27 protein-coding genes are annotated in these 26,398 nt (G+C 72.8%); 13 read left to right on the forward strand and 14 right to left on the reverse strand.

Annotated elements, in window-relative coordinates; genetic code table 11:
* Window positions 1-62 precede the first annotated feature (62 nt).
* Window positions 63-1,910, forward strand: coding sequence for a thiamine pyrophosphate-requiring protein (locus tag AB0B97_RS13120; RefSeq protein WP_357493330.1), 1,848 nt, complete (start codon window positions 63-65; stop codon window positions 1,908-1,910).
* Here the strand turns inward: AB0B97_RS13120 and AB0B97_RS13125 are convergent.
* Complete coding sequence (locus AB0B97_RS13125) at window positions 1,849-2,496, reverse strand: TetR/AcrR family transcriptional regulator (RefSeq protein ID WP_357493333.1); 648 nt, start codon at window positions 2,494-2,496, stop codon at window positions 1,849-1,851. The genes AB0B97_RS13120 and AB0B97_RS13125 overlap by 62 nt on opposite strands.
* A gap of 137 nt (window positions 2,497-2,633) precedes the next feature.
* On the opposite strand from AB0B97_RS13125, the gene AB0B97_RS13130 reads away from it, so the two are divergent.
* Together AB0B97_RS13130 and AB0B97_RS13135 are read left to right on the forward strand one after the other, a co-directional pair.
* Window positions 2,634-2,996 (forward strand): DUF1330 domain-containing protein, encoded by a 363-nt coding sequence (locus tag AB0B97_RS13130; RefSeq protein WP_357493335.1) that lies wholly within the window; start codon window positions 2,634-2,636, stop codon window positions 2,994-2,996.
* A 207-nt stretch (window positions 2,997-3,203) separates the two neighbouring features.
* Window positions 3,204-3,929 carry a hypothetical protein gene (locus AB0B97_RS13135; protein ID WP_357493337.1) on the forward strand — a complete coding sequence of 242 codons (726 nt, stop codon included), beginning with the start codon at window positions 3,204-3,206 and terminating at the stop codon, window positions 3,927-3,929.
* 58 nt (window positions 3,930-3,987) lie between these two features.
* Here the strand turns inward: AB0B97_RS13135 and AB0B97_RS13140 are convergent, their stop codons facing one another.
* The 4 genes from AB0B97_RS13140 to AB0B97_RS13155 all read right to left on the reverse strand — a co-directional run bounded on the left by AB0B97_RS13140 (window position 3,988) and on the right by AB0B97_RS13155 (window position 8,859).
* Window positions 3,988-6,192, reverse strand: a complete 2,205-nt coding sequence (locus AB0B97_RS13140; protein WP_357493339.1) for a transglycosylase domain-containing protein — start codon at window positions 6,190-6,192, stop codon at window positions 3,988-3,990.
* A gap of 163 nt (window positions 6,193-6,355) precedes the next feature.
* On the reverse strand, window positions 6,356-7,123 hold the full coding sequence (locus tag AB0B97_RS13145; RefSeq protein WP_357493341.1) for a hypothetical protein: 768 nt from the start codon (window positions 7,121-7,123) through the stop codon (window positions 6,356-6,358).
* Window positions 7,124-7,274: 151 nt separating this feature from the next.
* Window positions 7,275-8,381 (reverse strand): SPFH domain-containing protein, encoded by a 1,107-nt coding sequence (locus AB0B97_RS13150; protein ID WP_357493343.1) that lies wholly within the window; start codon window positions 8,379-8,381, stop codon window positions 7,275-7,277.
* Between the two features lie 4 nt (window positions 8,382-8,385).
* Window positions 8,386-8,859: an NfeD family protein gene (locus AB0B97_RS13155; RefSeq protein WP_357493345.1), complete on the reverse strand. Its 474-nt coding sequence runs from the start codon at window positions 8,857-8,859 to the stop codon at window positions 8,386-8,388.
* 120 nt (window positions 8,860-8,979) lie between these two features.
* Between AB0B97_RS13155 and AB0B97_RS13160 the strand changes: the two genes are divergently transcribed.
* Window positions 8,980-10,281: a serine hydrolase domain-containing protein gene (locus AB0B97_RS13160; RefSeq protein WP_357493348.1), complete on the forward strand. Its 1,302-nt coding sequence runs from the start codon at window positions 8,980-8,982 to the stop codon at window positions 10,279-10,281.
* Window positions 10,282-10,342: 61 nt separating this feature from the next.
* Here AB0B97_RS13160 and AB0B97_RS13165 read toward each other — a convergent pair whose 3' ends face one another.
* Both AB0B97_RS13165 and AB0B97_RS13170 read right to left on the reverse strand, forming a co-directional pair.
* The gene (locus tag AB0B97_RS13165) at window positions 10,343-11,155 is read right to left on the reverse strand and encodes a DUF3097 domain-containing protein (protein WP_357493350.1); all 813 of its coding nucleotides are present in this window, start codon (window positions 11,153-11,155) and stop codon (window positions 10,343-10,345) included.
* Window positions 11,156-11,217: 62 nt separating this feature from the next.
* Window positions 11,218-12,120, reverse strand: a complete 903-nt coding sequence (locus AB0B97_RS13170) for a chlorophyllase (RefSeq protein WP_357493352.1) — start codon at window positions 12,118-12,120, stop codon at window positions 11,218-11,220.
* A gap of 121 nt (window positions 12,121-12,241) precedes the next feature.
* Here AB0B97_RS13170 and AB0B97_RS13175 point away from each other — a divergent pair, with 121 nt between their 5' ends.
* Both AB0B97_RS13175 and AB0B97_RS13180 read left to right on the forward strand, forming a co-directional pair.
* On the forward strand, window positions 12,242-12,817 hold the full coding sequence (locus AB0B97_RS13175) for a TetR/AcrR family transcriptional regulator (RefSeq protein WP_357493354.1): 576 nt from the start codon (window positions 12,242-12,244) through the stop codon (window positions 12,815-12,817).
* 170 nt (window positions 12,818-12,987) lie between these two features.
* Window positions 12,988-13,782: a hypothetical protein gene (locus AB0B97_RS13180; protein ID WP_039908695.1), complete on the forward strand. Its 795-nt coding sequence runs from the start codon at window positions 12,988-12,990 to the stop codon at window positions 13,780-13,782.
* Window positions 13,783-13,894: 112 nt separating this feature from the next.
* Here the strand turns inward: AB0B97_RS13180 and AB0B97_RS13185 are convergent, their stop codons facing one another.
* The 4 genes from AB0B97_RS13185 to fabG all read right to left on the reverse strand — a co-directional run bounded on the left by AB0B97_RS13185 (window position 13,895) and on the right by fabG (window position 17,326).
* On the reverse strand, window positions 13,895-14,674 hold the full coding sequence (locus AB0B97_RS13185) for an HAD-IIA family hydrolase (RefSeq protein WP_234588479.1): 780 nt from the start codon (window positions 14,672-14,674) through the stop codon (window positions 13,895-13,897).
* On the reverse strand, window positions 14,667-15,719 hold the full coding sequence (locus AB0B97_RS13190) for a ferrochelatase (protein ID WP_357493358.1): 1,053 nt from the start codon (window positions 15,717-15,719) through the stop codon (window positions 14,667-14,669). The genes AB0B97_RS13185 and AB0B97_RS13190 overlap by 8 nt, the downstream gene beginning before the upstream one ends.
* A gap of 100 nt (window positions 15,720-15,819) precedes the next feature.
* Entirely contained in the window at window positions 15,820-16,587 is a 768-nt protein-coding gene (fabI, locus tag AB0B97_RS13195) for an enoyl-ACP reductase FabI (RefSeq protein WP_234588477.1), read from the reverse strand.
* 34 nt (window positions 16,588-16,621) lie between these two features.
* A complete protein-coding gene (fabG, locus tag AB0B97_RS13200) occupies window positions 16,622-17,326 on the reverse strand; it encodes a 3-oxoacyl-ACP reductase FabG (protein ID WP_234588476.1) in 705 nt (234 codons plus the stop codon).
* Between the two features lie 154 nt (window positions 17,327-17,480).
* Here fabG and AB0B97_RS13205 point away from each other — a divergent pair, with 154 nt between their 5' ends.
* The 4 genes from AB0B97_RS13205 to AB0B97_RS13220 all read left to right on the forward strand — a co-directional run bounded on the left by AB0B97_RS13205 (window position 17,481) and on the right by AB0B97_RS13220 (window position 21,615).
* On the forward strand, window positions 17,481-18,710 hold the full coding sequence (locus AB0B97_RS13205) for a histidine kinase (RefSeq protein ID WP_357493361.1): 1,230 nt from the start codon (window positions 17,481-17,483) through the stop codon (window positions 18,708-18,710).
* Complete coding sequence (locus AB0B97_RS13210) at window positions 18,707-19,369, forward strand: response regulator transcription factor (RefSeq protein ID WP_007462555.1); 663 nt, start codon at window positions 18,707-18,709, stop codon at window positions 19,367-19,369. The genes AB0B97_RS13205 and AB0B97_RS13210 overlap by 4 nt, the downstream gene beginning before the upstream one ends.
* A 99-nt stretch (window positions 19,370-19,468) precedes the next feature.
* Window positions 19,469-20,365: an alpha/beta hydrolase gene (locus tag AB0B97_RS13215; RefSeq protein WP_357493364.1), complete on the forward strand. Its 897-nt coding sequence runs from the start codon at window positions 19,469-19,471 to the stop codon at window positions 20,363-20,365.
* Window positions 20,362-21,615, forward strand: a complete 1,254-nt coding sequence (locus AB0B97_RS13220) for an acyltransferase family protein (protein WP_357493367.1) — start codon at window positions 20,362-20,364, stop codon at window positions 21,613-21,615. The genes AB0B97_RS13215 and AB0B97_RS13220 overlap by 4 nt, the downstream gene beginning before the upstream one ends.
* A gap of 332 nt (window positions 21,616-21,947) precedes the next feature.
* On the opposite strand, the gene AB0B97_RS13225 is transcribed toward AB0B97_RS13220, so the two are convergent.
* From AB0B97_RS13225 to AB0B97_RS13235, 3 genes are read right to left on the reverse strand one after another with little or no spacing between them, the layout of a single operon-like run.
* The gene (locus AB0B97_RS13225) at window positions 21,948-22,898 is read right to left on the reverse strand and encodes a VWA domain-containing protein (RefSeq protein ID WP_234588470.1); all 951 of its coding nucleotides are present in this window, start codon (window positions 22,896-22,898) and stop codon (window positions 21,948-21,950) included.
* Window positions 22,895-23,890 carry a DUF58 domain-containing protein gene (locus AB0B97_RS13230; RefSeq protein ID WP_357493456.1) on the reverse strand — a complete coding sequence of 332 codons (996 nt, stop codon included), beginning with the start codon at window positions 23,888-23,890 and terminating at the stop codon, window positions 22,895-22,897. Before AB0B97_RS13230 ends, AB0B97_RS13225 begins: the two co-directional genes overlap by 4 nt.
* On the reverse strand, window positions 23,869-25,011 hold the full coding sequence (locus tag AB0B97_RS13235; protein WP_234588469.1) for a MoxR family ATPase: 1,143 nt from the start codon (window positions 25,009-25,011) through the stop codon (window positions 23,869-23,871). Before AB0B97_RS13235 ends, AB0B97_RS13230 begins: the two co-directional genes overlap by 22 nt.
* Before the next feature lie 239 nt (window positions 25,012-25,250).
* Here AB0B97_RS13235 and AB0B97_RS13240 point away from each other — a divergent pair, with 239 nt between their 5' ends.
* From AB0B97_RS13240 to AB0B97_RS13250, 3 genes are all read left to right on the forward strand, one after another.
* Window positions 25,251-25,481 carry a hypothetical protein gene (locus tag AB0B97_RS13240; protein ID WP_357493371.1) on the forward strand — a complete coding sequence of 77 codons (231 nt, stop codon included), beginning with the start codon at window positions 25,251-25,253 and terminating at the stop codon, window positions 25,479-25,481.
* Window positions 25,478-25,609, forward strand: a complete 132-nt coding sequence (locus AB0B97_RS13245; protein ID WP_357493373.1) for a hypothetical protein — start codon at window positions 25,478-25,480, stop codon at window positions 25,607-25,609. Before AB0B97_RS13240 ends, AB0B97_RS13245 begins: the two co-directional genes overlap by 4 nt.
* A gap of 230 nt (window positions 25,610-25,839) precedes the next feature.
* Window positions 25,840-26,379, forward strand: coding sequence for a PH domain-containing protein (locus AB0B97_RS13250; protein ID WP_357493458.1), 540 nt, complete (start codon window positions 25,840-25,842; stop codon window positions 26,377-26,379).
* Window positions 26,380-26,398: the final 19 nt, after the last annotated feature.

Below are 26,398 nucleotides of genomic sequence, written 5' to 3' on the forward strand. Positions count from 1 at the left end.
TTGTCCCGTCGAGACGGGGAACGACCGGTGGAGTACCGGACCCGACGGGAAGGACCAGCCAGGTGAGCGCAGACCACACGGCACCGGGCGAAGCGGGCGCGCTCCCCCGGCGACCGACAGTCGCGGATCACATCGTCTCCCGGCTGGCCAGCTGGGGCGTGCGGCGCTACTTCGGCTATCCCGGCGACGGCATCAACGGCATGACCTCGGCGCTGCAACGCGTCGACGGGCGGGCCCAGTTCATCCAGGTCCGGCACGAGGAGACCGCCGGCTTCGCCGCCTCCGCGCACGTCAAGTACGGCGGCGGACCGCTGGGCTGCGCACTGGTGACCAGCGGCCCCGGCGCCATCCACCTGCTCAACGGCCTGTACGACGCCAAGCTCGACCACCAGCCGGTGGTCGCCCTCGTCGGGCACACCGCGGTCACCGCCGAGGGCGGCGGCTACTACCAGGAGGTCGACCTCCTGGCCCTCTACAAGGACGTCGCGGCGGCGTTCCTGGCCCAGCTCGACCACCCGGCGCAGGTGCGTCACCTCGTCGACCGGGCGTGCCGCACGGCGCTGTCCCGGCGTACCGTCACCGCCCTGGTCCTCCCCTCGGACCTGCAGGACGAGCCGGCCATCCCGGATCCGCCCCACGCGCACGGCTACTACCACACCAGCAACGTGCCGAGCAGCACGCCGACAGTTCCGCCGCAGGCCGACCTGCGTCGCGCCGCCGAGGTGCTGCGCGGCGGCGAGCGGGTGGCCATGCTCGTCGGGCAGGGCGCGCTCGGCGCGCAGGACGAGGTCCGCGAGGTCGCCCACCGGCTCGGCGCCGGCGTGGCCACCGCGCTGCTCGGCTTCACCGTCGTCGACCATCGCGAGCCGTGGGTGACCGGCGCGATCGGCCTGCTCGGCACCCGGCCCAGCTGGCAGCTCATGACCGGCTGCGACCGGCTGCTGATCGTGGGCAGCAACATGCCGTACTCGGAGTTCTACCCGCCGCCCGGTCAGGCCCGCGCGGTGCAGATCGACCTGGACGGCACCCAGCTCGGGCTGCGCTACCCGACCGAGGTCAACCTGACCGGCGACGCCCGCCCCACCCTGCGGGCGCTACTCGACGAGCTGGGCCCCGGCCCCGGGCCGACCGCCTGGCGGGCCGAGATCGCCGAGGCCACCTCGGCCTGGCGACGCGTCCAGCGCGACCTGGCCGCGCAGAGCGCCGACCCGGTCAACCCGCAACTGCTGTTCACCGAGCTCAGCGACCGGCTCCCCGACGACGCGATGCTCGCCGTGGACTGCGGCACGGCGACCGCCTGGTACGCCCGGCACGTGCAGGTCCGGCCCGGGATGCTGGCCAGCCTCTCCGGCACGCTGCTGTCCATGGGCGGCGCCATGCCGTACGCGCTGAGCGCCAAGTTCGCCCACCCGGACCGGCCACTTGTCGCGCTGATCGGCGACGGGGCGATGCAGATGAACGGCGTCAACGAGCTGATCACCGTGGCGAAGTACTGGCGCGGCTGGGCCGACCCGCGGTTCGTGGTGCTCGTGCTCAACAACCGGGACCTGGCGTTCGTCAGCTGGGAACAGCGCTCCAGCGAGGGGACGCCGATGTTCCCGGACAGCCAGCAGCTGCCGAACATCGGCTACCACCAGTGGGCACAGGTCCTCGGGTTGCACGGCGAGCTGGTCGACGACCCCGCGCAGGTGCCGGGCGTCTGGGACCGCGCGCTGAGCGCCGACCGGCCGGTCGTCATCAACGCGCTGGTCGATCCGGCCGAGCTGATGCTGCCGCCGCACTTCACCGCCGAGCAGGCGCGCAAGACCGCGGCGGCGGTGCTGCGTGGCGACACCGACTGGGCCGGCATCATCCGACGCGGTCTCCCCGCGACGATCGCCAGTTACCGCCCCCGTCGCCGCGAGCGCTGACCGGGCTCGCCAGGGCGTCCTGCGCGGTCTGGAGGATCTCCTCCGACAGGGGCGTCTGCGCCGTCGCGCGGGCCAGCATGAGCGCTCCGACCATCGTCGCGAGATCGACGATCGCCCGCTGGCGGGCCTCGGGTCCGTCGCCGGGTGCGTCCTCGATGCCCGTCATCCGCTTGAGGGTCTCCTCGACACCGACCGCGTACGACGCGCGCAGCGGGCTGTCGGCGGGCGCTCGGGCGGCGTCGGCGGACAGCGCGGTGTTGGCACATCCCGTACCGGGTGTGTCGCGATGCTCCGGTGACAGGTAGTGCCGCAGCAGTGCGTTCCGCGCTTCGGACCGGTCGGGCAGGTCGTCGGAGAACTGGTCCAGCAGGGCCAGGAGTTCTCCGAACGCCGTCGTGGCGGCGACCCCCAGCAACTCGTCCTTCGAGCTGAAATGCTTGTAGAACCCGCCGTGGGTCAGCCCGGCGGCGCCCATGAGGTCCTGGACGCTCATGCCCGCCGCGCCGCGCTCCCGCAGCAGCCGCGACGTGGCGGCCACCACTTCCTCGCGGTGCCTCGCCGCCTCGGCACGTGACGTCCTGCCCATCGCGACCTCCCCCTCTCACGTGCTCGCCACCCGACCCGGCCAACTATAGAAGATGAACCTAATCCAAAACTTGTCGTGATCGCACGAGCCGGTTAGATTATGGGCGTCATCTTAAAGCTCGACGACTGGAGATCGCGATGAGCACCTACCTGATCAACCACCTGCGCATCCCGGGTGGCATCCCGAACGAGGCAGGGCTGACCTACCTGGAGCAGGTCGAGGCCACCGTGCACCCGTACGGCGGCAAGTGGCTCGCCCAGGGCGACGTGGACGTGGTCGAGGGCGCCTGGCCGGGGTCGGTCGTCCTGATCGAGTTCCCCACCCGCGCCGACGCCGAGAACTGGTACAACTCGCCCGAGTACCAGGCGATCCTCCCGCTGCGGACGAACAACGCGATCTCGGACATCATCCTGGTTGACAGCCTGCCCTCGGACTTCACCGTCGCCGGCTTCGCCGGGCAGGTCCGCGCCGCGATCGCGGCGGCCTCCACCACCCGCTGAGGCGGGGAACCAGATCGAGTGCCGCGAGGTCACTGCCGTGCGAACCAACCACACGGCGGTGACCTCGCGGCGTACGGACAGCGCGGCCGACCGGGCCGGACGCCGGAGCCCGGGTCAGCGCGTCCCGGACATCGAAGGATTGCCCCAGATCGATCATGGGTACCTGCGTGTCTGCTCACCCACGGGGGTGGCACGAGGGAGCTGACGATGAGATCACCGACAATCAAGAAGCACCTGGTCGCCGTGGTGGCGGTGGCCCTGCTGGCCGGCTGCGGAGGCAAGGGAGAAAGCGAGCCGGAATCCACGGCGCCCGCCGACAACGGTGTCGCCGCGCTCGCGCCGAACGAGGCACTCCAGCGCGCCACGACGGCGGTGCGGAACGCGAAGTCCTACCACCTGGTGGGCGATGTCGACAACGACGGCCAGAAGATGACCCTCGACTTCAAGGTGACCGGCAGCGACCTGGGTGGTCGGGTGTCCACCGACGACGGCACGGTGGAACTGCTCTCCGTGGCCGGTCAGCAGTACATCCGGCCGGACGAGAAGTTCTGGGCGAAGAACCTCGGCGCCCAGGCATCGGGCGAGATCGTGAAGTTGATGGGCGAGAAGTGGGCCAAGGTGTCGAAGAAGGACGACTTCTCCCAGCTGTTCGACATCGCCAACATCGACGAGCTGCTCAAGCCGGACGGCACCCTGACCAAGGGTGCGGCCAAGGAGTTCGACGGCGTCAAGACCATCGGCCTCGTCGACGGCGACAAGAGCGGCACCCTCTACGTCGCCACCACCGGTGAGCCGTACCCGATCCGGATGGAAGGCGACCAGGACACGGCCGGTCAGATCACGTTCAGTGAGTTCGGCGCGACCTTCGACGACGTGAAGGCCCCGTCGGAGGACCAGGTGGTCGACTTCGACCAGTTGAAGAGCAAGAAGTAGACCGACGCAGACCGGCGCCTCCCCACCACGCGGTGGGGAGGCGCCGTCTCGTCGGGGCTCAGCCGCGCCGGTTGTCGAGCCAGCGTTGCAGGGCCGAGCGCGGGTCCTGCTCCCGGGTGGGCTGCTGGCGCTCGGGGACGACCGGGCGCTCCACCGGGCGGCGGGGCTCGCCGGCCAGCTCCTTGGTGGGCGCGACGAACGCCTTCTCCGGCTGACCCTTCACCGCCGTGGCGATGACCCGGGCGACCGCGTCGATCACCTTGCTCTGCACCGCCGAACCCACCGAGTCGGCCGGGTCGTCCGGGTTGACGGCGATGCCGGCGACGGCCACCTGCGGGGTGAAGCCGACGAACGTCTCGGTGGAGTTCTCCTCCGAGCTACCGGTCTTGCCGGCCACCGGCCGACCGTCGAGGATGTCGTTCACGCCGGTGGCGGTGCCACCGTTGCACTGCCCGTACGGCGACTGCTGGCCCACCGGGCAGCGGGCCGCGTCCGTCGCGGCGCGCGCCACGTCGGTGTCCAGGACCCGCTTGCAGGACGGCTGGCCGACCGGCACCTTCGCGCCCTTCGCGTCGGTCACCGAGACCACCGGCACCGGCGTGCAGTAGGTGCCCTCGGCGGCCACCGTGGCGTACGCGTTGGCCAGGTCAAGCGGGGTCGTGGCCGCCACGCCGAGGGTGAACGAACCCCAGTTCGCGGCGTTGTCCCTGGCGAAGGCGGCGTCCGAGTCGGCGCGGAAGGTGATGCCGAGCCGCTGCGCCATCTCGACGACCTTGTCCTGCCCGACCTGCTCGGCCAGCCAGACGAAGTAGGTGTTCACCGACCGGCCGAAGCCGTCCCACATCATCCGGTACCCGTCCATCCAGTCCGGGTTGGCGTTCGCCGGGCACCACTTGCCGTCGCAACTGCCCGGTCCTTCGGCGGCGTACCGGGTGGGCAGCTTGGCGGGCGCGTCGAACCCGGTGGAGAGGGTACGGCCCGACTCCAGCGCGGCGAGCATGGTGAACAGCTTGAACGTCGAACCCGCCTGGTACCCGTCGACACTGGCCCCGCCGGAGATCAACGGGTTGACGGTGTTCGGGTAGTTCGCCTGCCCGGCCGGGTTGTCGGCCAGGCTGTAGTGCCTGTTGACCGCCATCGCCAGCACCCGACCGGTGCCCGGCTGCACGGCCGCGATCGGCAGGGCGCGCTTGTTGTCGTACCCGTACACCTTGGTGGCCTGCTGTTGCGCGGTGGCCTGGACCTGCGGATCGAGCGAGGTGACGACGGTGTAGCCGCCCGCGCGCAGGGCCTGCTCGCGCTCCGCGGTGGTGGCGCCGAAGGCCGGCTGGGTCAGCCACCACTGGCGCAGGTAGTCACAGAAGTAGCCCCAGTCGTCGTGGCCCTGGGCGACTGCGGTGCAACCGTTGGGCTGCGCGGTCGGGTGCAGGGTCAGCGGCTCCGCCTTGGCCTGCGCGGCCTGCACGGCGGTGATCGCGCCGGTGGCGACCATCGAGTCCAGCACGTACGCCCGGCGGGCCAGCGCCTGGTCCTTGTCGCCGCCGATCGGGCTGTACGCGTCCGGGGACTGCACCAGGCCGGCGAGCAACGCCGACTCGGCGAGGGTCAGCTTCGCCGGCGGCTTGCCGAAGTAGCGCTGGCTGGCCGCCGCGATCCCGTACGCCCCGGAGCCGAAGTACGCGATGTTCAGGTACCGGTTGAGGATCTCGTCCTTGCCGAGGCTCTTGTCGAGCGCGCCCGCGTACCGGATCTCCTGGAGCTTGCGGCCGACGGTCGGGTCGGTGGCGGCGGCGCGCTCCTCCGGCGTGCGGGTGGGGTCGGTCTTGAGCACGTTGCGGACGTACTGCATGGTCAGCGTGGAGCCGCCCTGCTCGGTGCCGCCGCCCTTGACGTTGGCGACCAGCGCTCGGGCCAGGCCCCGCAGGTCCGCGCCGCCGTGGTCGTAGAACCGCCGGTCCTCGGCCGCCACGATCGCCTGGCGCATCACCGGGGCGACGTCCGCCAGCGCGACGTCGGTGCGGTTCACGTCGTAGAACGTGGTGAGCAGCGTCTTGCCGTCGTTGGCGTAGAGGTACGAGCGCTGTGGGGTGGCCGGGGTCTTCAGCGAGGCCGGCAACGCGGCGTACGACCCGATCGCGGCGCGCGCGGCGAACCCGACCAGCAGGTTGCCCGGGAGCGCGGCGACGGCCAGGACGAGCCCGGCCAGCACGCCGGCGAGCAGCACGGTGAACAGCCGCGACAGCGGCGAGCGAGAGGCGGCCATGCTCCCCAGGATTGCCACATATAACGCCAACCGACCACCCCCAAAACCCAACTGTCACCAACTTCACGCCCCACGGCCCCCTCCCCGGACCGCGTTGATCGAGAAGTTGTTGCCACGACACGCCGAGGTGGAGCGCAATAACTTCATGATCAACGGCGTGGGATCAGGGGGTTGGGGTGCTCAGGCTGGCGTTTGCGGCGTCCCTCGCGGTTTCGCGGGGCATCAGGCGGCCGGAGCGGTAGCCGATGCCGATGCCGGCGATCAGCACGAAGATCGCGCCGAACGTCTGGAGCGAGCCGATCAGGGCACCTCCCAGGCCGAGCAGCGGTGCGGCGATGATCAGCATGACGCCGTCGCCGAGGCTGAAGGTGCCGGAGCGGGCCACCGCCCACCCGGTGAGGAACCAGCCCACGCTGTAGAACGTGGCGCCGAGCAGGACCAGCGAGCGCGCGCTGGTGCCGAAGACGGGCGTCTGCTCCTCGAGCCCGGCGAAGGGCAGCATCAGCACGGTGCCGGCGATGCTGACCAGCAGACCGGCGGCGGCCACCCGGCGGCTGCGCGTGGCGGCCAGCAGGCCGGTGAGGGCCAGGAGCGCGAGCAGGCCCAGCCACACCGCGGCCACCCAGCCGACCAGATACACGGCCCGGCCGTTGGCGGGATAGGGGTCGTTGCCCACCCCGCCGTCGCTGGCCATCGCCACGACGCCGTAGAGAATGGCGTACGCGGGCAGCAGCCACACCGCGGCCCGCGCGAACCGGCGTACCGACCAGGCCCAGCTGGCATTCGTGGCCGGGGCGCCCGGGGTCGGCTCACCCACGAAGGGCAGTACGCCGAAACCTCCACCGGTGCTGCGGGAGCCCAGCGGGGCGACCGGGTCGTGCGCGCCGGGCACCGGGGCCGAGGACCACATCCGATTCGCCGGATCCTTCATGCGTCACCTCGCTCGTCCGCGAGCGGTGCGAGACGCGCCGGGGCGCCCCGATTGCCTGGTCACCACCCGTCCTAGGACCGATCGTGGCAGGCATCGGAGCGCCCCATGAGTCTTTCTCGCATTTAGCCGGCCGGCTGGCCGGCGTCCTGCGTCAGCCGCGCTCGCGCTGGTCGGCCGGGTCCTCGGTCAGGCTGGCCGGGGTGACCGGCTCCGGCGCGGGCAGCCCCTGCGGCTTGTTGCCACCGGTGGCCTGCACCTCGGCGACGCGTACCTCGTCGTGGATCTGCTGGGCGGCGTCCGCCGCGGCCTGCGCCGCCTCCGCGGCCTCGCGCTCCACCTGGCTCGCGTGTTCGGCCGCCTCCGGTGCGGGCAGGTCCCCCACCATCTGGCTCAGCCCGCCGAGCGCGCCGCCCATGCCCTCCAGGGCCTTGGTCAGCTCGGCCGGCACGATCCAGACCTTGTTGGCGCTGCCCTGGGCGATCTGCGGGAGGGCCTGCAGGTACTGGTAGGCGAGGACCTTCTGGCTCGGGTTCGCCTGGTGGATCGCGTCGAACACCGTCCGGATCGCCTTCGCCTGACCCTCGGCCTGCAGGATCCGGGCCTGCCGGTCACCGTCGGCGCGCAGCACCGCGGACTGCTTGTCACCCTCGGCGGTGAGGATCACCGACTGCTTGTGGCCCTCGGCGGTGAGGATCGCGGCGCGGCGGTCCCGCTCGGCGCGCATCTGCTTCTCCATCGAGTCGCGGATGCTGGCCGGCGGCTCGATCGCCTTGATCTCCACCCGGGTCACCTTGATGCCCCAGCGGCCGGTGGTCTCGTCCAGCACGCCGGACAGGTGCCGGTTGATCTCGTCCCGGCTGGTCAGGGCCCGCTCCAGGTCCAGCGAGCCGATCACGTTACGCAGCGTGGTGACGGTCAGCTGCTCGATGGCCTGCAGGAAGCTGGAGATCTCGTACGTCGCCCGGACCGAGTCGACCACCTTGAAGTAGAGAACGGTGTCGATCGAGACCACCAGGTTGTCCGAGGTGATCACCGGCTGCGGCGGGAAGCTGACCACCTGCTCCCGCATGTCGACCTTGGTGCGCACGGCGTCGATGAACGGCACCAGCAGGTTGAGGCCGGGGCTGAGGGTGCGCTTGTACTTGCCGAGCCGTTCCACCACGTCCTGACGCTGCTGCGGCACGATCCGCACCGCCTTGGCCAGCGTAATCACGGCGATCAACGCCACCGCGATGATCAGCACACCTATGACCGTCATCGGTTCACCCTCTCGCTTCCGGCAGCTCGCCGGCGGAAGAAACATCGTCCTGCCACACCAGGGCCGTCGCGCCCCGGACCTTTATCACCCGAACCCGTTGACCGGGCTCGAAAGTCTGCGTCGTGTCGTACGACCGGGCGGTCCACAACTCACCGTCGATCTTGACCAGGCCGTGCTCAGCGTCCACCCGCTCCAACACCAGTGCCGTGGAGCCCTCGATCGCCTCCACGCCGAACGGCTGTTCGCCGCTCTCCAGCGCGGAGCGGCTGTGCCGCCGGATCACGGGTCGGACCACCACCAGACTCAGCGCGGACACCACCGCGAAGACCAGCGCCTGCACGGCCACCGGAGCACCCAGGGCCGCTGCGCCGGCGGCGGCGAACGCGCCGACCCCGAACATGATCAGGAATAGCGTCGTCGTGAAAATCTCGGCGACGGCCAGCAGCACTCCCACAACGATCCACACCACGGCGTCCACCCCACGATCGTGACACGCAAATGCACGCGCGACCTGCCCGCGAAGATCAGTACGCTCGGCGAAGCCCTTTCCGACACACCAAAACACCACAAATCGGCGGCCCGACCCGAGGAGATCGCATTGACCCTGCTACCCGAGACCGCCCGACAGATCGACACCCGGGTCGCCCAGGCACAGGCCGACGGCCGTACCCCGTCGCTCGTGCTGGGCGTGGTCCGCGACGGCACACTGGCACACCTGGCCGTCGCCGGCGAATACCCCCGCCCGGACGTCGACCTCCAGTACCGGTTGGGCTCGATCAGCAAGACGATGACCGCCACCCTGATCATGCAGTTGCGCGACGCCGACCGACTGGACGTCAACGACCCGCTGGAGCAGCACCTGCCGGGCACCGGTGTGGGCAAGCTCACCCTGCGCCAACTGCTCAGCCACGGCAGCGGCATCCAACGCGAACCCGAGGGCGACTGGTGGGAGCGGGCCGCGGGCGTCGACCTGACCACCCTGCTCGCCGAGGTCAACGCCGGCAAGATCGCTTACCCGCCGCACCGCACGTACCACTACTCGAACCTGGCGTACGGGCTGCTCGGCGGTCTGCTCGAACGGCTCACCGGGACGCCCTGGGCCGACCTGCTCGACGAGCGGATCCTCACCCCGCTGGGCCTGCACCGCACCACCTACGCGGCCACCGAGCCGTACGCCCGCGGTTACGTCGTCCACCCCTGGCACGGCACGCTGCGCGAGGAGCCCCGTACCGACACCGGCGCGATGGCCCCCGCCGGGCAGCTCTGGTCGACGATCGAGGACCTGGGCCGCTGGGCCGCGTTCCTCGCCGACCCGGACCCGTCGGTGCTGGCCGCCGAGACCCTGACCGAGATGTGCGCCCCCGTGATGATCAGCGACCTCAACTCCTGGACCGGCGGGCACGGCCTGGGCCTGGAGCTCTACCGGGACGGCGAGCGCGTGTACGTCGGACACGGCGGCTCGATGCCCGGATACGTGGCCGCCCTCGTGGTACACCGGCCCACCCGTACCGCTGTGGTCGGCTTCGCCAACTCCTACGCCTTTCCGATCACTAGGCTCGCCCGCCAGTTGCTGACCACGGTGCTGGACGCCGAACCGGCGTTCCCGCAGCCGTGGCGGCCGGCCACCGCCGCGCCGGACGCCGGGTCGGCCGAGCTGACCGGCCGCTGGTGGTGGATGGGCACGTCGCTGGACCTGCACCGGGACGCGGGTGACCTGGTGGCCCACGTACGCGGCGAGAGGGTCAGCCGGTTCGTCCCCGAGGGCCCGGACCGCTGGCGGGGACGTTCCGGCCCGGAGGACGGTGAGATCCTCACCGTCCGCCGCGACGAGCAGGGCGCAGCGGTGGCCCTGGACATCGCCACCTTCGTCTACACCCGCAGCCCCGACCAGGAGCCCTGACCGCCGCCCTGCCCCAGCGGGACGGGCGGCGGGCGGCGGGGCGGCGGCCGGCGACCGGCGGTCAGGCTGGCTCGGTGACGAAGTCGATGAGGCGTTCCATGGCGTTGATCAGAGGGGTCTCCACGTCGGCGAAACTGTTCACCCGGGACAGGATGTGCCGCCACATGTCGGCCGGCTCGGCCACCCCGAGGGCCGCGCAGACCCCCTCCTTCCACGGCTGCCCCGGCGGTACGACCGGCCACGCCGCGATACCCAGTGCCGCCGGTTTGACCGCCTGCCAGACGTCCACGTACGGGTGGCCGGTCACCAGGACGTACGGCGAGTTGACCCGGGCCACGATGCGGCTCTCCTTGCTGCCCGACACCAGGTGGTCGACGAGCACGCCGAGGCGTCGGGTCGGGCCCGGACCGAAGTCGCGTACGTCGGCGTCCAGGTCGTCGATGCCGTCCAACGGCTCGACCACCACACCCTCGATCCGCAGGTCGTCGCCCCAGATCCGCTCGACCAGGGCGGCGTCGTGGATGCCCTCCACCCAGATCCGGCTGGCCTTGGCCACCTGGGCGCGAACGTTGTCCACCGCCACCGAACCGGACGCGGTACGTCGGCGGGCCGCCGGCACCGGCGCGCGGCTCGGGCGGCGCAACGTCACCGGACGGCCGTCGAGCAGGAACGCCGCCGGCAGCAGCGGAAAGTTGCGCCGCCGGCCGTGCCGGTCCTCCAGGACCACCGCGCCGGCCTCGAAGCCCACCACCGCCCCGCAGAACCCGGAGTCGGCGTCCTCCACCACGAGATCCGGTTCGGCGTCCACCTCGGGGGTGACCTTCCGCCGCCGCCAGTCCCCCGCCAGCACGTCCTCGCCGTATCGCCCCGCCATGTCGATCACGCTAACGTCCCCGCCAGCGCCCCGCCCCCCGACACACCGCCCCGGCCCATCGATCAGGCAGTGGATTCGAGGCGTCCCAGGGCGCTCTCGACCGGCGCCGGCCAGACGGAGTCCTTGAGGCCGAGGGCGTCGCGCAGGTAGGCCCAGGTGAGCCGCTGGAGCAGAGCGACCCGCTCGGGGTTCTCGTCCGTCGTCTCCCTGGCCTCGTAGTCGGAGATGCCGCCGAGCGAGTGCTCCGCGCCGAACAGCGTGAGCAGGCTCTTGCTCCCCGGGCTCAGGTGGTACGCGTCGATGAACCAGTCCGGCCCACGGACCGACAACGGGGAGTCGTCCCGATCGCCCGCGACGACGAGGGTCGGGGTGTGCATGGTCGCGAAGCTCGGGCTCATGAAGGGGAAGTGCTCGGCCGCGAACGGAGCGAGGTCGGCCCCGCCCCGGCCGGTCACGGCCAGCAGGACGCCTGCCGTGATCCGCGGGTCGCGCATGTCCTCTCCGGGGTTCTGATCGGCGTCGAGGACTCGGGCTCCCAGCAGGGTGCTCGCCGTCTGGGCGCCCCAGGAGTGGCCGGCCACGGCGATCCGGGTGCGGTCGAGCCGTCCGGCGAGGCCGGGGACGGACGACTCCAGCAGGTCGAGGTGGTCGAGGCTGCGCGTCAGGTCGTCCACCCGGATGCGCCAGATCGCCGGGGTGCGGGGGTCGTCGGGCGGAAGGTTCAGTCGCCGTGAGTCCAGGTGGGTGGGCTGGATGACGACGAAACCGTGCGAGGCCCAGAAGTCGACGAGCGGACCGTACAGGGTGGCCGCGCCGCCGAAGCCGTGCGAGAAGACGATGACTGGCAGTTCGTGGCCGGTCGTGGGCGCGGAGACGCGTACGTGCAGATCGTCGCCGCGGTCCGGGGCCGGCACCGTGACGGGGTGGACGGAGACCACGGGCGTGGGCTCGGGCATTGCGTGCATGATCGCTCCTGGTTGACTTGGTGTCCGCTGCCGTTCCTGGCATGCTGCATAGGCGGAACGCGGTTCCGTTAAAACATACGGAACACTGTTCCGTTTTCCAAGGGATGTGACGGGGGTAACGGTGACCGGGACGGAGGCGGGTGCCCCGCGCAAGCGGCGGGCTGATTCGCGGCGCAACGAGACGGCGCTCCTGGAGGCGGCCGCCGCGGCATTCGTCGCCTCCGGAGTCAATGCGCCGGTGCGTGACATCGCCGCCAGGGCCGGCGTCGGCGTCGGGACGATCTACCGCCACTTCCCGACGCGGGCCGACCTGATCGTCGCGGTGTACCGACACCAGGTGGAGGCATGCGCCGCGGCCGGCCCGGTGCTGCTCGCGGAGAGCGCCACCCCGCACGCCGCCCTGGCGAGCTGGATCCACCTCTTCGTCGACTTCCTGGTCACCAAGCACGGCCTCGCCGAGGCGATGCGGTCCGACGACGCCGCCTTCCAGACGCTGCACGCCTACTTCCTCGACCGACTCGTCCCCGTCTGCGCCGAACTGCTCGACGCCGCCAGCACGGCGGGCGAGATCATTCCCGACGTGGACGCCCTCGTCCTGATGCACGGCGTCGGCAACCTCTGCATCGGCGCCGACAACCCCGGCTACGACGCGCGTCTCATGGTCGGACTGGTCATCGCGGGTCTGCGGCTGCGCTAGCGCTCCGGGAGGCACGCGGGCGGGGCCGCGGCACCGCCGAATGACGGTCGACAGCGGATCAGCGGGCCGCGCCGCGGGCGAGGATCGGGCGAAGGGGGCAGTTCGGGGCAGGCAGGGCGGCCGGAGCGGCAGTCGAGACAGGGCCACCGATGACCACGTACCCTTTCGGCATGTCCACCCCCGCAACGGGCGCGGCCACGCTTGCGCCGCGCCGGTCGAGCCGGTTCGTTGCCTGGGTGCGCGCGTGGCGTGCCGGGCTGGTGCCGTACGACGAGGTCGCCGACGCCATCGCCGGTGACGAGGAGCATCTCGTTGCGGACGCCCCCGGCACCTGGACCGACGTCCCGCTGGGTGCCGCGCTGCCCACCCTGGCCAAGCTCTCCCCCGACGAGATCCGTCTGGTGCTGCCCGCGCCGGGCGACCCGCGGGGTCTGCCCGGTCCCGGGGACTTCGCCGGCGCGGCGCTGGTGGCGGGCGAGGCGGTGGTGGCCGGCGGGCTGGGTCTGATCCCGCAGGTGCGCAGCCACACGTCCGGCTCGGGGGACTGTTTCGAGACGGTGCTGTGGCGGGTGTACCCGCTGCCGGCCAACGCCCCGGCCGCCTCGCTGTCACTGCCCGGCGCCGCCGAGGCGGAGGCCGAGCTGGCCGCCGCGCTGGCCGAGACGACAGCCGCGCTGACGCGACTCGACGTGGCCCAGTGGCGGCCCGAGTTGGCCGGAGCGCTGGCAGCGCTGCGCCGCCCGGACGGCGCCACCGATCTGCCACCCGGCTTCGACCCGCGGGCCCGCCGGCTCTTCGCCAGGGCCGCGGTGCTCGACCGGGTGCTCGCGCTGGCCGGGCATGCCGCCCCCGGTGGCGCGATCAACAACTACGAGGCCCAGCAGCGCGACGCCGCGTTGCGCCCGCTCACTACGGCCTGTCGGCAGGCGCTGGTCGCCGCCTGCAACGCCCCGCTACGCCCCTGACCCCGACCTCGACCCCACACCGCGTCGATCTTGCACTTTGTGTCGCGGCACAACGGGCATCCCGGCCATACCGGCGACAGCAAGTGCAAGATCGGCGAGAGCGGGAGCGCGGTCAGACCTCGTCGAGCAGGTCGGCCACCGAGTTGATGATCCGGGACGGTCGGTACGGGTAGCGCTCCGCCTCGGTACGGCTGCTGATGCCGGTGAGCACCAGGATCGTCTCCAGCCCGGCCTCCAGACCGCAGAGGATGTCGGTGTCCATCCGGTCGCCGATCATCGCGGTGGTCTCCGAGTGCGCGTTGATGGTGTTCAGCGCGGAGCGCATCATCATCGGGTTGGGCTTGCCGACGAAGTACGGCTCCACCCCGGTCGCCTTGGAGATCATGGCGGCGACCGAGCCGGCGGCCGGCAGCGCGCCCTCCACGGACGGGCCGGTCACGTCGGGGTTGGTGCAGATGAACCGGGCCCCGTCGTTGATCAGCCGCACCGCCTTGGTGATCGCCTCGAAGCTGTAGGTGCGGGTCTCGCCGAGCACCACGTAGTCCGGGGCGAAGTCGGTGAGCACGTAGCCGACCGCGTGCAGCGCCGTGGTCAGGCCGGCCTCCCCGATGACGTACGCGGTGCCACCCGGCCGCTGGTCGGCGAGGAACTGGCCGGTGGCCAGGGCGGAGGACCAGATCGACTCCTCCGGCACGTCCAGGCCCATCCGGCTCAACCGGGCGGTGAGGTCCCGCGGGGTGTAGATCGAGTTGTTGGTCAGCACCAGGAACGGCTTGCCGGAGGCGCGCAGCCGGTTGATGAACTCCGGTGCGCCGGGCACCGGCTGGCCCTCGTGCACCAGCACGCCGTCCATGTCGGTGAGCCAGCTCTGCACGGGCTTGCGGTCATGCATCGGTGCTCCCAGCGGGCGTCGGACGGCGGGTCGGAACACAGCAGACGGTGGGGCACGAATCCCACATCGGCAGCTCGCCGAGACGGCGACGCAGCTGCGCGCCGTCCGGGTCGGTCCGCTCGGTGACCAACTCGCGGACCATTGTCACGAACCGCGGGTCGATGCCCGGGGTGCCCGCCCGGACGAAGTCCAGGCCGAGCTGCTTGGCCGTCTCCAGTGCCTCGGTGTCGAGGTCCCACACGACTTCCAGGTGGTCGGAGACGAACCCGATCGGGCTGACCACCACGCTCGTGGTGCCGCCCTCGGCGAGGGTGCCCAGGTGGTCGTTGATGTCCGGCTCCAGCCACGGCACGTGCGGGGGGCCCGAACGGCTCTGCCAGACCAGGTCGTACGCCAGGTCGGGGGCGGCGGCAGCGGCCACCAGCGCGGCGGCCTCCCGCAGTTGCGCCTCGTACCGGCCGCCGTGCGGGCCGGCGTTGGCCGCCATCGAGGTGGGGATGGAGTGGGCGGTGAACACCAGCCGGGTGGTGTCCCGCCGGGCCGGGTCGAGCTGGCCCAGCGCGGCACGGACAGCGTCGACGTGCGGCTCGATGAAGCCGGGATGGTCCCAGAACTGGCGGATCTTCTCGATCACCGGGGCGTCCGGGCCGACGGCGGCGCGGGCGGCGGCGATGTCCTCCTGGTACTGCCGGCAGGACGAGTAGCCGCCGTACGCGCTGGTGACGAAGGCAAGCGCCCGGGTCACCCCGTCGTCGCGCATCTGCGTCACGGTGTCGGCGAGCATCGGGTCCCAGTTGCGGTTGCCCCAGTAGATGGGCAGGTCGAGACCGTGCGCGGCGAAGTCGGCGCGGAGGGCGGCCAGCAACTCGCGGTTCTGCTGGTTGATCGGGGACACCCCGCCGAAGTGCTGGTAGTGCTCGGCGACCTCGGCCAGCCGCTCGGGCGGCACGCCTCGGCCGCGGGTCACGTTCTGCAGGAACGGCATCACATCCTCGGGCCGTTCGGGCCCGCCGAAGGACACCAGCACCACCGCGTCGTACGCCATGGGGTCATTCTCGCCCCTCGGCCGCGACGGCCCGGCGACGCCCCCTGGTCCGGACGCGTAGATCACGCGGACGGCGACCAGGGAGCGTCGCGGCGCAGCGTCAGGAACCGACGGCGTGGTAGCCGCCGTCGACGTGCACGATCTCGCCGGTGGTGGCCGGGAACCAGTCCGAGAGCAGCGCCAGGCAGGCCCGGGCGGCCGGCTCCTGGTCGGTGAGGCTCCAGCCCAACGGCGCCCGCTCGGCCCACGCCTCCTCGAACTGGTCGAAGCCGGGGATCGACTTCGCGGCGATGGTGCGCAGTGGCCCGGCGGCGACCAGGTTGCTGCGGATGCCCTGCTTGCCCAGGTGCATGGCGAGGTAGCGGGACGCGGACTCCAGGCCGGCCTTGGCCACGCCCATCCAGTCGTAGACCGGCCACGCCTTCGTGGCGTCGAAGGTCAGGCCGACCACCGCGCCGCCGGCCGACATCAGCGGCAGCGCCGCCATCGCGAGGGACTTGTACGAGAAGGTGGAGACGTGCAGGGCGGTCGCCACGTCCTCCCAGGGCGCGTCGAGGAACCCGCCCCCGAGGCAGCTCTGCGGGGCGAAGCCGATCGAGTGCACGACGCCGTCGAGGCCGTCGACGTGCTCCCGTACCCGGTCGGCGAGGCTGGCCAGGTGCTCGGTGTTGGTCACGTCGACCTCGATCACCGGGGCGGGCTCGGGCAGCCGCTTGGCGATCCGCTCGACCAGGGAGAGCCGTCCGAAGCCGGTCAGCACGACCTGCGCGCCGTTCTCCTGGGCGAGTTTCGCCACCGAGAAGGCGATCGAAGCCTCGGTGATCACACCGGTGACGAGCAGCCGCTTACCGGCGAGCAGTCCGGACATGCAGGGTTTCCTCCGTACGTTGTCGAAGCGCTGGTCAGTGGCCCATGCCGAGGCCGCCGTCGACCGGGATCACGGCGCCGGAGACGTACCCGGCGCCGTCCGAGGCCAGCCAGGTGACCACGGCGGCCACCTCGTCCGGGCTGGCCATGCGGCCGGCCGGGATGGACTTGCGGATCTCCGCCTTGCGGTCGTCGCTGAGGCTGGCGGTCATGTCGGTGTCGATGAAGCCGGGCGCCACCACGTTCGCGGTGATGTTGCGGCTGCCCAGCTCACGGGTGATCGAGCGGGCCACGCCGACCAGGCCGGCCTTGCTGGCGGCGTAGTTGACCTGACCGGCGCCGCCGGAGAGGCCCACCACCGAGGAGATGAAGATCATGCGGCCCCACTTGGCCCGCAGCATCTTGCCCGAGGCCCGCTTCGCGACCCGGAACGCGCCGGTGAGGTTGGTGTCCAGCACACCGGTGAACTGCTCCTCGGACATCCGCAGCAGCAGGGTGTCGTCGGTCATGCCGGCGTTGGCGACCACCACCTCGACCGGACCCAGCTCGGCCTCGACGGCGGTGAACGCGGCGTCGATCGAGGCCGCGTCGGTGACGTCGGCGCGCACGCCGAACAGCCCGTCGGGGGCGTCGCCGCTGCGGTGGGTGACGGCCACCCGGTCGCCCTGCTTGGCGAAGGCCTGCGCGATGGCCAGGCCGATCCCCCGGTTGCCCCCGGTCACCAGCACGGTACGGGCCACTGTTCCCCCTTGCTCAGCTGATCTCAGTCGCTGGCGAGCCTAGGCGTTACCCACAGGTAAGCGCTAACGGGAGCCGCGTCACACCGGGGTACGACACCGGGATCAACCCCTGGTGGCACGCCCCGTGACGGGCTCTGCCCGTAGCCTCCGGGTGGTGAACCGGCAACCGATCGCCGTGGCCCTGCGGGCACTGCGGCAGACCCTGTGGGGCCCGGACGCCCCGCCCGGTCGACCGCTGCTGGCCCGCTGGCCCCGGCTGGCCCGCCCCGCCGCCCCGGTCGGACTGCTGGCCGCGCTCGGCCTCTTCTGGATCACGTTCGCCGTGGAGAGCGACTGGGGCCTGCCGGCGCCGGTCGCGGTGCTGTTCGCGGCGATGACGGTGGCGCCGCTGCTGGCGCTGCCCAGGCGTCCGCTGCTGGCCTGGCGGCTCACGGTGCTGGCCCTGCTGGTGTGCACGTTCAACGCGCCGGCCGGCCTGCCCGGGCCGTGGACGCCGCCGCTGGCGCTCGGCTCGGTAGCGGTGGTCGCGGTGGTCGTCGCGCGGGTCGACCGGCCGGTGCTGGCCTGGGTGGTGGCGATCACCGCGGTGCCGGTGCTCACGCTGGCGCACCCGGAGAACCGGGCCGCCGTCCTGGCGCTGCTCGGCGCGCTGGCGATCGTCGGTGACCTGATCCGGCGCAACCGGCTGTCCCGGCGGGCACTGGCCGCGCAGACCGAGCTGAGCGAGCGGGAGCAGGAGCGCCGCGCGGTGCTGGAGGAGCGCACCCGGATCGCCCGCGAGCTGCACGACGTGGTGGCCCACCACATGTCGCTGATCGCGGTGCAGGCCGAGACCGCGCCGTACCGGCTGACCGACGTGCCAGCGCCGGCGGCCGCCGAGTTCGCCGCCATCGCCGGCTCGGCCCGCGACGCGCTTACCGACATGCGGCGGCTGCTGGGGGTGCTGCGCAGCGAGGCCACCGGCCCGCAGACCGCTCCGCAACCCGACCTGACCGACCTGGGCGCGATGGTCGACGGGGCCCGCCGGGCCGGGCTGCCGGTGACCCTGGACATCGACCCGCTGGGCGACGGGCGGGTGCCCGCGCCGGTCGGGCTGGCCGCGTACCGCATCGTGCAGGAGGGGCTGGCGAACGCGGCCCGGCACGCGGCCGGCGCCGCGGTGCGCGTCACCGTCCGCGCCCGTCAGTCCGGTCTGGGAGTACGCGTCGAGAACTCCCCGACCGACGCCCGACCGACCGCCGACGGCAGTCCGGGGCACGGGCTGACCGGCATGCGGGAGCGGGCCACCTCGCTGGGCGGTACGTTCACCGCCGGGCCGCTGCCCGACGGCGGTTACGCGGTGGCGGCCGACCTGCCGTACGAGGCGGAGAGCGGAGACGCATGATCAAGGTGCTGATCGCCGACGACCAGGCCATGGTCCGGCAGGGCTTCGGCGCGTTGCTCGCCGCCCAGCCGGACCTGCTCGTGGTGGGTGACGCCGCCGACGGCGCGCAGGCGGTCGCCGCCACCCGCCGGCTCGACCCGGACGTCGTGCTGATGGACGTGCGGATGCCGGTCATGGACGGGTTGGAGGCCACCCGCAAGCTGCTCGGCGACCGCTCGGCGCAGCGCCCCCGGGTGCTCATCCTCACGACGTTCGACCTGGACGACTACGTGTACGAGGCGCTGCGCGCCGGTGCCAGCGGTTTCCTGCTCAAGGACGCGCCGGCGGCCGACCTGGTGCAGGCGGTGCGGGTGGTGGCGGCCGGGGACGCGCTGCTCGCCCCGGCGGTGACCCGCCGGCTGATCGCCGAGTTCGCGGCCCGCCCGGACCGCCGTCGACCCCGCCCGACCGACCTGGCCGGCCTCACCCCACGCGAGACCGAGGTGCTGCGGTTGATCGCCCGGGGTCGCAACAACGCGGAGATCGCCGGTGACCTGGTGGTGGCGGAGCAGACGGTGAAGACGCACGTGGGGCGGATCCTCGGCAAGCTGGGGCTGCGCGACCGGGCCCAGGCCGTGGTGCTGGCGTACGAGACGGGTCTGGTCGCCGCCGGCGAGTAGCCCCACAGGGCCAGCCGCGAAACGGCTCCCCGGTGCGACGCCCGCGGCCCGTGCGTCCCCGCACTCTCCCTCCGGACGACAAACCGGAGGGAGAACGTGATGCGACGACGAGGTGCCGCCCGCTTCGCACTGAGCGCACTGCTCGGCGTGAACCTGGTCCTGCCCACCCGGCCGGAGCCGGTCGCGGCGGCGGGATTCGTCGAGGCGTACCCGGTCACCGCCGAGGCGATGCGCGCGGCCGGCCCCCCGTACGCGGACTGGGCGGCCGACGGACGCCGGTTCCTGCTGTTCGACGAGCGCGGTGACGGCCGCGCGGTCGAGGTGATCGGCGACCTGGCCGGCGCGGACCGCATCGCGGTGCTGGTGCCGGGGGTGGGCAGCACGCTTGCCGACTTCGACCGCGGGTTGGGCGGGGTGGCCCGGCGGGCGCCTGCGGTGCAGGCCACGCAGCTGTACGGGCAGCTGCGGTCGACCGACCCGGCGGCGCGGGTCGCGGTGCTGGCCTGGTTGGGCTACGACCCGCCCGACGGGGTGCTGACCGCCGTCAGCGACGCCAGCGCCCGGCGTGGGGCGGTCGGGCTGGCCCGGCTGTTGCGGGAGCTGGCCGCGCGTCGGCCCGGCGCGACGATCACGGTGATCGGGCACAGCTACGGGGCGTTGGTGGCGGCGCTGGCGGCGGCGCACACCCCGGCGCAGGTGACCGACGTGGTCAGCCTCGGTGGCGTCGGCGCCGGGGTGCAGCGCGCCGCCAACCTGCGCGACGGGTTACGGTTCTGGGCGGCCGAGGCGCCGTCGGACTGGATCCGCCGAGTGCCACCGGTGCGGCTGCCCGGCCTCGGCTACGGGCGGCGCCCCGGCGATCCGGCGTTCGGCGCCCGGCCGCTGCCCGTGGACGGGGTGTCCGGGCACGACGGCTACCTGGCGACCGGCAGCGCCACCCTGGCCGCGGTCACGGCGCTCGTGCTGGGCGCCGGCCCGGTCGGGGACGCCCGGTGAGCCGCGACCGCGCGGTCGACGCGCTGCGGGCGTACGCGATCGGTGGTGTGGTGCTCGGGCACTGGCTGGTCACCGGTCTGGTGCTGGCCGGCGACGGCGGGCTGCACCAGGCCAGCCCGCTGACCACGCTGCCCGACCTGCGCCCGGTGACCTGGGTGTTGCAGACGCTCGGCCTGTTCTTCTTCGCCGCCGGCTTCGGCTCGGCGCGGTCGCTGGCGCGTCACCAGGGCGGGACGGGTCGGTGGCTGGCCCGCCGGTCGCGCCGGCTGCTGCTGCCCGCGGTGGCCCTGCTGGGCGTCGGTGCGGCAGTGCTGCTGGCCGCCACCGTGGCGGGCGCACCCGACGACACGCTCGCCGTCGGGCTGCGACTGGCGGTCAGCCCGCTCTGGTTCCTGGTGCCGCTGCTGCTCCTGGTGGCGGTGAGCGGCCCGCTGCGCGCCGCCGTACGCCGGTGGGGGTTGGTTCGCTGTGTCCTGCCGGCGGTGGCCGTGGTGGCGGCGAGCGACGTGGCGGTCCGCGTCCTTCCGGACGGCGTCGCGGTGGCACCGGTCAGCGTGGTGGCGGCCTGGGCGGTGCCCTACCTGCTGGGCCTGGCGTACGCCGATGGGCGCCTGGCCGGGCGGCGCACGGCCGGCCTGCTGGCTGCCGGTGGGGGCGCGGCGCTGGCCGCGCTGCTGGCGGTGGGCTACCCGGTCAGCGCGGTCGGGGTGCCCGGCGAGGGGGTGTCCAACCTGAACCCGCCGTCGCTGCTGGCGGTGGCGTTGGCCCTCACCCAGGTCGGGCTGGGACTGCTGGCCCGGCCCGGCTGGGAACGCCTGCTGGCCCGACCGTTGCCGCGCCGGGCGGTGATCGCGGTGAACCACAACGCCGTGCGGATCTACCTGTGGCACCAGCCGGTGCTGGTCACGGTGACGGCGCTCACCGCCCGGGGCGGTCTGGCCCTGCCCGGGCTGCACACCGCGCCGGACGGTCCGGCGTGGGTGCTGGCCCGGTTCTGCTGGCTGCCCCTGCTCGCCGCGGTGCTGGTCACGGTCGTGCGCACGGGCCGCCGGCACGGGTCGGCGCAACGCCCCGACCGGTGGCGTCGGCCGCGCGGTGGAGCGCTCGCCGACCGGTCGGCCGAGTGCGTTCCGGCGCCGGCCCAGGTGTACGATCATCGACGTTCCGGCCGGGCCGACTTGCAGGAGGTGATCGCTGTGCGAGATAGCGATCCTCCTAGTCGTGGCCGGGCCGATGGTCAGCCCCGCTGAGCCACGACTCAGTCTGGCGAGCTGACCCCGCTCCGCTCCCCCACCGCCTCGGCTGACGCCGGGGCGCGTGTGCCGCGCCGTCCGGCTTCACCGGACGGTCGCCGGGAGCCGCCCGGTCACGACTTCGTGTGCGCGTCCCCACCCCCTGCGGTCCGCCCCCGCACGCGGACCGTCCAGCCGCCACTCGGAGCCGTCCATGAGCCGCTACGTCGCCCCGCTGGGCTTCACCCTCGCCGCCGTCTGGGTGGCCGTCGTCTTCGTCCTGGCCGGCGGCGGTCACTGACCACCGCCGGCCGTTCTCGGTCCTGCTCGTTCGCCGCCGTGGCCCGCGGTCAGAGCATCCGGGACGACCAGAGCAGGCTGAGCGCGCCGGCGCAGAGCGCCAGCAGCAGCGCCAGCCCCGCGTACCACTGGGTCACCTCGCGTGGCTCGGTGCGGAACCCGATCGAACTGCCCATGTCCTGGTAGACCTGCTTCAGCTCGCTCACCGACGCCGCCTCGTAGAAGTAGCCCTCGGTGGTCTCGGCCAGCTCCGCCAGGGCCAGCCGGTCCACCGGCACCCGCTGGAGCTGCCCACCGATGTCGACCTGACCGGTGTCGGTCCCGAACGCGATGGTGGAGACCGGCACGTTGGCCGCCTGCGCGGCGGCCGCCGCCTCCTCCACCGATCGACCCGACGTGCGGAACCCGTCCGACAGCAGCACGATCCGCGCCGGTGGGATACCCGCCGCGCCGTCGGCCGGCACCGACCGGATCGCCTCCAGGCAGGTGAACACCGCCTCGCCCGTCGCGGTCGCCTCGGCCAGCACCAGCCCGTCGATCGCGGCGGTCACCGCGTCCCGGTCCTTGCCCGGCGGCACCAGCACGTTGGCCGCCTTGGCGAACGACACCAGGCCCAGGTTGTAGCTCTCCGGCAACTCGCCGACGAACTGCTTGGCCGCCTCCTGCGCGGCCTCCAGCCGGTTCGGCGCCACGTCGTCGGCCTGCATCGACAGCGACACGTCGATGGCGAGCATCACTGTCGCCCGCTCCAGCGGCTCCTTGGTGTCCACCGCCGGACGGGCCAGCGCCGTGGCGAGCACCAGCAGGCAGAGCAGGAACGCCGTCGCCGGCACGTGCCGCCGCCAGCCCAGACCCTTGGGCGCGACGGTCCGCAGCAGGTCCACGTTGGTGAACCGCATCGCGTACGCCCGGCGGTGCAACTGCCGCCAGACGTAGAACGCGGCGAGGGCGAGCACCGGCAGAACTGCCAGCAGCCACCACGGTTGCAGAAAACGGATCATCGTGTCGTCCCCCGGGTGCGGGCGTGCCGCTGCGCGGCCACGAAACGCACCATGTCCAGCAGCCAGTCTCGGTCGGTACGCAGACGCAGGTGGGCCGCGCCGGCGCCACGCAGCGCGGCGGAGATCGCGGCCCGTTGAGCGGCGGCGGCCTCGGCGTAGCGCTGCCGCAACCGCGGATCGGCGGTCTGCACCTCGTGCAGCTCACCGCTCTCCGGGTCGACCACCGGCAGCACCCCCACGTCGGGCAGCTCCAGCTCGCGCGGGTCTACCACCTCGATCGCCAGCACGTCGTGCCGGACGCGCAGCTTGCGCATCGGGCGGGCCCACTGCTCGGTCGGCGCCAGGAAGTCCGAGACCACCACTGCCACCCCGCGCCGCCGGGGCGGGCGGTTGAGCATGTCGACAAGCGCGCCCAGATCGCCCCGGCCCGGCTGGATCGCGGTGCCGGCGACGGCCCGCAGCAGGCCCTGCGCCTCCTTGCGGCCCGAGCGGGCCGGCAGTCGGGTGAGCACCCCCGGTCCGACCGGCGGCGGGCCACCCCGCCACCGTCGCGCCGGTGCGGACGCGCCGCCGCCGGTGCCGATCACCGCGCCGATCCGGTTGCCGCCGCGCACGGTCAGATGGGTGATGGCGGCAGCGGCGGCCACCACCACCTCCCGCTTGAGCCACTTGCCGGTGCCGAAGTCCAGGCTGGCCGAGAGGTCCAGGGCCAGCCACGTCTCCAACTCCCGGTCCGCGACCGTGCGCCGCACGTGCGGCGTCGTGGTCCGCGCGGTCACCGGCCAGTCCATCCGGCGTACGTCGTCACCGGGGCGGTACTCCCGGGACTCGCCCGCCTCGCTGCCCGGCCCCGGGAGCAGGCCGGCGTAGTCACCCTGGAGCAGACCATCGAGCTTGCGGGTGACCAGCAACTGGAGTCGGGACAGCACTGCCTCGCTGCGGTCGGGGGCGGGACGAGGGGTGGGTGAGGTCACGGCCGCTGCCCGGGCCAGCCGGCGCCCGGCGGCGGGGTGTTCGGCGAAGGGGTGGCCTGCTGTCGGGGCGCGACGGCCGGCAGCGGGATGGTCGACATCACCCGGTGCACGATGTGGTCGGCCGGCACGTCGTCGGCGAGCGCGTCGTAGCTGAGCACCAGCCGGTGGCGCAGGATGTCCGGGGCGATGTCCTGCACGTCCTGCGGCAGGGCGTAGTCGCGCCCACGCAGCAGCGCCAACGCGCGGGTGGCCCGGACCAGCCCGAGCGAGGCGCGCGGGCTGGCCCCGTACTGGATCAGCTGGGCGACGTCCGGCATGCCGTGCTCGGCGGGCGCGCGGGTGGCCAGCACCAGGCGCACCGCGTAGTCGACCAGGGCGTTGTGCACGAACACCTGGTCGGCCTTGCGTTGCAGGGCGATCAGCTCGGGAGTGTCGAAGACCGCCGTCGGCTCCGGGGCGGTCACGCCCATCCGGTAGACGATCTCCCGTTCCTCGGCGTCGGTCGGGTAGCCCACCACGATCTTCATGAGGAAGCGGTCCCGCTGCGCCTCCGGCAGCGGGTAGACGCCCTCCTGCTCGATCGGGTTCTGGGTGGCCATCACCAGGAACGGATCGGGCACCCGGTGACTCTCCCCACCGATGGACACCTGGCGTTCGCTCATGACCTCCAGCAGCGCCGACTGCACCTTGGCCGGAGCACGGTTGATCTCGTCGGCGAGCAGGAAGTTGACGAAGACCGGGCCCAGCTCGACGTCGAACTTCTCACTCGACTGCCGGTAGATCCGGGTGCCCATGATGTCGGCCGGCACCAGGTCCGGGGTGAACTGCACCCGGGCGAAGGACCCGCCGACGACCTTGGCGAGGGTCTCCACGGCCAGCGTCTTGGCCACGCCGGGCACGCCTTCGAGCAGGCAGTGGCCACGGGCGAGCAGCGCGACGAACATCCGCTCGACCATCCGGTCCTGCCCGACGATCACCCGTTTGATCTCGAAGAGCGCCTTCTCCAGCAGGGTGGCGTCCTGCGCGGGCGTCGTCACCGGCGCCGGCGCGGTCACCGGCGTGGTAGTCGTCACCGGTGCGGGTGTGTCCGGTGCCGCCCCGTTCGGCGTCGGGGCGTCGGGCGTGGTCGGCTGGGCCACCGGTCCTCCACAGCGTTTGTCGGTCGTCGCGGCAGGTGCGGTATCAAGACTCGCACGCCTTCCTGAGTGTCGAGGTGGGGAGAAGCCGATTTTCGCCGCGGCGTCCCATGCCCGAATCGCGTGTCACGGGTGGACAGGGACCGGCCCGCCGTGTGTACGATTCACCCCGTCGCCGGGCGGCTCCCCCCGTGGCCGCCCGGCGCTCAAGCTCTCCGTCCGGCCGCCCTAGACTGGCCCGGATGAGCCTCCCCTCCCCCGCCGACGAGCCCCTGGTCTGCTCGGCCCGGGGCTGCCGCGCCCCCGCCGTCTGGGCGTTGGAGTGGAACAATCCGCGCCTGCACACCGCCGATCGGCGCAAGACCTGGCTGGCCTGCGCCGAGCACCGCGACAGTCTCGGCGAATTCCTGAACGTCCGCGGCTTCCTTCGTGCCGTCACTCCGGTGCCCGGATCGCCTACCCTCGACACGTGAGCGAGCGCAGCGAGCGACCGATGAGACACGGCAGCGTGGCGCTCCGCGCCGACGGGCAGGGCGAGGCGGCGGCACACGGCGCACGGATCGTGCGGCGTGGCGGCGCGCGGAACGGCGTCCGCCGGTGAGCGCGGAGGACCGCGTCGACCGCCCGACCACCCCCGACCCCACCTCCCCGGCCAGTCCGCCGCCCGGCGTCGCGCCGCCGCCCGGCGCGTTCGGGGCACCCGGCACCCTCGGTCCGGACCCTTCCCCACCGGACGTGTCGTGGCCGGCCCCGCTGCCGCCGAGCGCCCTGCCCCCGTCCGGCGGGCACGATGCGGGACCGCTCCCGCCCGACCTGCCGTCGCCTGGTCTCCTGCCGCCGGGCCCGGGTGCGTTGCCCCACCCCGGTCCGCAGTCGTCGGGGCGGGGGCCGCTGGAGCCCTGGCCGGACACCGTCCAGTGGCAGCCCATCTCCACCAACCTGATCTGGGTGGAGCTGATCCGACTCGCGGTCGTGGTGGCCATCGGCCTGGCGGTGACCGCGATCGGCTGGGCGTTGAGCGACCACTGGCTGTTCGGGCTCGCACTGGCCCTCGTGGTGGTGCTCGGCGCGTGGCGGGCCACGGCCATCGTCCGCGCGGTACGCGCCTGGGGCTACGCCGAACGCGACGACGACCTGCTGGTGCGGCACGGGCTGCTGGTCCGGCGGTTGTCCATCGTCCCGTACTCCCGCATGCAGTTCGTCGACGTGAGCGCCGGCCCGCTGGAGCGTGCCTTCGACCTGGCCACCGTCCAGCTGCACACGGCGGCGGCAGCCAGTGACGCGCGGGTGCCGGGGCTGCGTCCGGCGGAGGCGTCCCGGCTGCGCGACAGGCTCACCGCGCTCGGCGAGGACCGGGCGGAGGGTCTGTGACCGCCCGCGCGGGCGACCG

The organism is Micromonospora sp. NPDC049004 (genome assembly GCF_040649315.1).
GTDB lineage: Bacteria > Actinomycetota > Actinomycetes > Mycobacteriales > Micromonosporaceae > Micromonospora.

Coding starts and splice junctions, on each gene's coding strand:
- AB0B97_RS13125 (WP_357493333.1), bottom strand. CDS start 2,496: ATGGGCAGGACGTCACGTGCCGAGGCGGCGAGGCACCGCGAGGAAGTG.
- AB0B97_RS13130 (WP_357493335.1), top strand. CDS start 2,634: ATGAGCACCTACCTGATCAACCACCTGCGCATCCCGGGTGGCATCCCG.
- AB0B97_RS13135 (WP_357493337.1), top strand. CDS start 3,204: ATGAGATCACCGACAATCAAGAAGCACCTGGTCGCCGTGGTGGCGGTG.
- AB0B97_RS13140 (WP_357493339.1), bottom strand. CDS start 6,192: ATGGCCGCCTCTCGCTCGCCGCTGTCGCGGCTGTTCACCGTGCTGCTC.
- AB0B97_RS13145 (WP_357493341.1), bottom strand. CDS start 7,123: ATGAAGGATCCGGCGAATCGGATGTGGTCCTCGGCCCCGGTGCCCGGC.
- AB0B97_RS13150 (WP_357493343.1), bottom strand. CDS start 8,381: ATGACGGTCATAGGTGTGCTGATCATCGCGGTGGCGTTGATCGCCGTG.
- AB0B97_RS13165 (WP_357493350.1), bottom strand. CDS start 11,155: ATGGCGGGGCGATACGGCGAGGACGTGCTGGCGGGGGACTGGCGGCGG.
- AB0B97_RS13170 (WP_357493352.1), bottom strand. CDS start 12,120: ATGCACGCAATGCCCGAGCCCACGCCCGTGGTCTCCGTCCACCCCGTC.
- AB0B97_RS13180 (WP_039908695.1), top strand. CDS start 12,988: ATGTCCACCCCCGCAACGGGCGCGGCCACGCTTGCGCCGCGCCGGTCG.
- AB0B97_RS13185 (WP_234588479.1), bottom strand. CDS start 14,674: ATGCATGACCGCAAGCCCGTGCAGAGCTGGCTCACCGACATGGACGGC.
- AB0B97_RS13190 (WP_357493358.1), bottom strand. CDS start 15,719: ATGGCGTACGACGCGGTGGTGCTGGTGTCCTTCGGCGGGCCCGAACGG.
- fabI (WP_234588477.1), bottom strand. CDS start 16,587: ATGTCCGGACTGCTCGCCGGTAAGCGGCTGCTCGTCACCGGTGTGATC.
- AB0B97_RS13210 (WP_007462555.1), top strand. CDS start 18,707: ATGATCAAGGTGCTGATCGCCGACGACCAGGCCATGGTCCGGCAGGGC.
- AB0B97_RS13215 (WP_357493364.1), top strand. CDS start 19,469: ATGCGACGACGAGGTGCCGCCCGCTTCGCACTGAGCGCACTGCTCGGC.
- AB0B97_RS13225 (WP_234588470.1), bottom strand. CDS start 22,898: ATGATCCGTTTTCTGCAACCGTGGTGGCTGCTGGCAGTTCTGCCGGTG.
- AB0B97_RS13240 (WP_357493371.1), top strand. CDS start 25,251: ATGAGCCTCCCCTCCCCCGCCGACGAGCCCCTGGTCTGCTCGGCCCGG.